The following is a 2,312-nucleotide window of genomic DNA, read 5'->3' as shown; positions in this document are numbered from 1 at the left end:
GCGCAGATTCCGTCGGAGAGCGAACTCTCCGCCCAGTTCGGCGTTTCGGTCGGCACCATCCGCAAGGCCGTCGAGACACTCGTCGCGGACTCGATCCTCGTGAAGCGCGGCGGCACGGGTACCTTCGTCAACTCCTACCGCAACACCGGGTACTTCAACCACTTCCAGATCGTCAGACAGGACGGCGTTCACATCAGGGACTACGACGAACGGCGACTGGTCAAGGTCGAGACCGTCCCGGTGACGGGCAGCATCGCGGCGTCGCTCAAGGTTCCCGAGGGCACTTTGGTGACGTATCTGCTCAGGCACTTCTACAGGAACACGGGCCCGATCAGGACGCTCACCGCCGTGGACGAGATCTACCTGCACCCCGGTCTCTTCAAGGGGATGACGCGGCAGCGCTTCGAGGACCGTTTTCTCCCGACGGATTCGCTCTACCAGTTCTATGACAGGGAGTTCGGCGTGGTGATCACGAGCCAGAAGTGCGCGGTCACCTGGAACGAACTCAAAAGCCCTGACTTCGACCGCCTGCAGATGCCCGAGTGGAAGAACAGCGTGACGATCCGCCGGCTCTCGAAGACCTGGGGCAGGAGCCCCGTCGAGGTGCGCATTCATCACTTCGAGCCGCAGCGGATTCGCATCGAGTTCGACATCGAATAGAGCCGGCAGAAGAAGGCGCACATCCTGCGAATGCCCGAGGCGGCCGCCCGCCGGGCTGTGGTATCGTGACCGGGCTCTCCCGGCACCAGTATCCCCAGAAATCATGACCAAAGAGGAAACCTACGCGTACCTCAATGCCCGCGGCATCGAGTACGAAATCACGAACCACCCGGCCGTCTTCAACATGGCGGAGGTCTCGCACATTGACCTCCCGTACCCGGAGGCCAACGCCAAGAACCTGTTCGTGCGGGACTCCGCCAGGAACTTCTTTCTCATCACGGTGCAGGGCGAAAAACGCGTCGACCTGAAGCTCTTCCGCGCGAAGCACGGCACCAAGCGCCTTTCCTTCACCACCGCCGACGAGCTTCTCTCGATCCTCGGCCTCACGGCCGGCTCGGTCTCGCCCCTCGGGATCCTGAAGGACGAGGAGCGCAAGGTCCACTGCTTCATTGACAAGGATCTCGTCGACCTCGGGCGCATCGGCATGCACCCGAATGACAACACCGCCACCGTGTGGCTCAGGACCTCGGACCTCATCGACATCCTCCGCGACCACGGCAACACCGTCGAGGTCGTGGAACTCTGATCCGCTCCCTCACAGGTCACGGCGCCCGGCCTCCTCGGATGCCGGGCGTTCCGTCACTTCCTCCCGAAGAGCTGCCGCCATTCGCGCGGCGTGTGCCCGGTCTTCTCGCGGAAGCACCGGCCGAAGTGACTCGGGCTGCCGATGCCCACCGCCTCGCCCACGCGCGCCACCGGCATGTCGGTCTCTGAAAGGAGCTCCGCCGCCTTCGCGAGCCGGAATTCGGTGAGGTACCGCCCCGGCGTCGTGCCCGTGGCGCGGCGGAAGCACTTCACGCACTCCGCCTCGGTCACCCCGGCGGCGGTCGCAAGGTTCTCCGGCGTGATCTCCTCGGCGCAGTGCGCGTCAATGAAGGCGAGCATCCTCCCCATGCGCTCATTGCCCTCGCCGGAGCCCGCGGAGTGGGCCGGCACCTCCGTCATACGGATCATGTCAAGCCAGAGCCCCGTGAGGCCGGAGAGGATCTCGTAGTCGTGGAACTCGGTGCTGAGGCGCTCCGTCTCGGCGAGCATCTCGAGGCGCACGACGATCCGCGAGTGCCAGGGCTCGTGGCCCGTGAAATGAATGAAGGGGATGTCCGCGGCGCGCGTGACGCGCTCGACGAAGGCCTTCGCGGGGCTTCCCTCGTAGAAAGTGAGGAAATGCTCGGGGAACGTGAATGAGCGGTAACGGCAGCGGCCGGCGGGAACGAGGTCGTGCACCGTCCCGCGGTTGATGAAGACGGCCTCGCCCGCGCGCATCTGCATCTGGCTCGCGGCGGTGCGCAGTTCGAGGCTGCCCTCGAGAACGAGGAGAAACTGCAGGTCGTCGAGCCGGGGGAGGAGCCGGAAGTCCGGGCGTCCCGGCAGAGCGGGGTCGATCGTCACGTCTGCGAAGCGCCAGGGGAAGTCCGTGCCGGGAGTGTGGTTTACATGATCCTTGTCCATGGGGTTCGTGGCAGGAAAAAAACGGTTCTGAGACGGATTTGTTTGTGCGCCGGAATACGGCTCTTGTCGCACGGATTTCCGGTCGCCTCTGCTCGTAGGCAGAGATGTATTTTGTATTTTCTTCGCACCCCGGCGCGGGCGCC

The 2,312-nt window shown here is 64.4% G+C and carries 3 protein-coding genes; 2 read left to right on the top strand and 1 reads right to left on the bottom strand.

Going from position 1 to position 2,312, the window contains the following annotated elements:
* Together Q4F91_RS13070 and Q4F91_RS13065 are read left to right on the top strand one after the other, a co-directional pair.
* Window positions 1-660 (top strand): GntR family transcriptional regulator (locus tag Q4F91_RS13070; RefSeq protein ID WP_303338171.1); only part of this gene is annotated, 660 nt, incomplete at its 5' end.
* Window positions 661-763: 103 nt separating this feature from the next.
* Window positions 764-1,246, top strand: coding sequence for a prolyl-tRNA synthetase associated domain-containing protein (locus Q4F91_RS13065; RefSeq protein ID WP_303338170.1), 483 nt, complete (start codon window positions 764-766; stop codon window positions 1,244-1,246).
* A gap of 53 nt (window positions 1,247-1,299) precedes the next feature.
* Here the strand turns inward: Q4F91_RS13065 and Q4F91_RS13060 are convergent, their stop codons facing one another.
* Entirely contained in the window at window positions 1,300-2,169 is an 870-nt protein-coding gene (locus Q4F91_RS13060; RefSeq protein ID WP_303338169.1) for an AraC family transcriptional regulator, read from the bottom strand.
* Between the last annotated feature and the right edge of the window lie 143 nt (window positions 2,170-2,312).

Source organism: Sutterella sp. (genome assembly GCF_030539355.1).
In the GTDB taxonomy this organism is placed as follows: Bacteria; Pseudomonadota; Gammaproteobacteria; order Burkholderiales; family Burkholderiaceae_F; genus Sutterella.
This window is presented reverse-complemented; position numbering and strand designations above follow the sequence as displayed.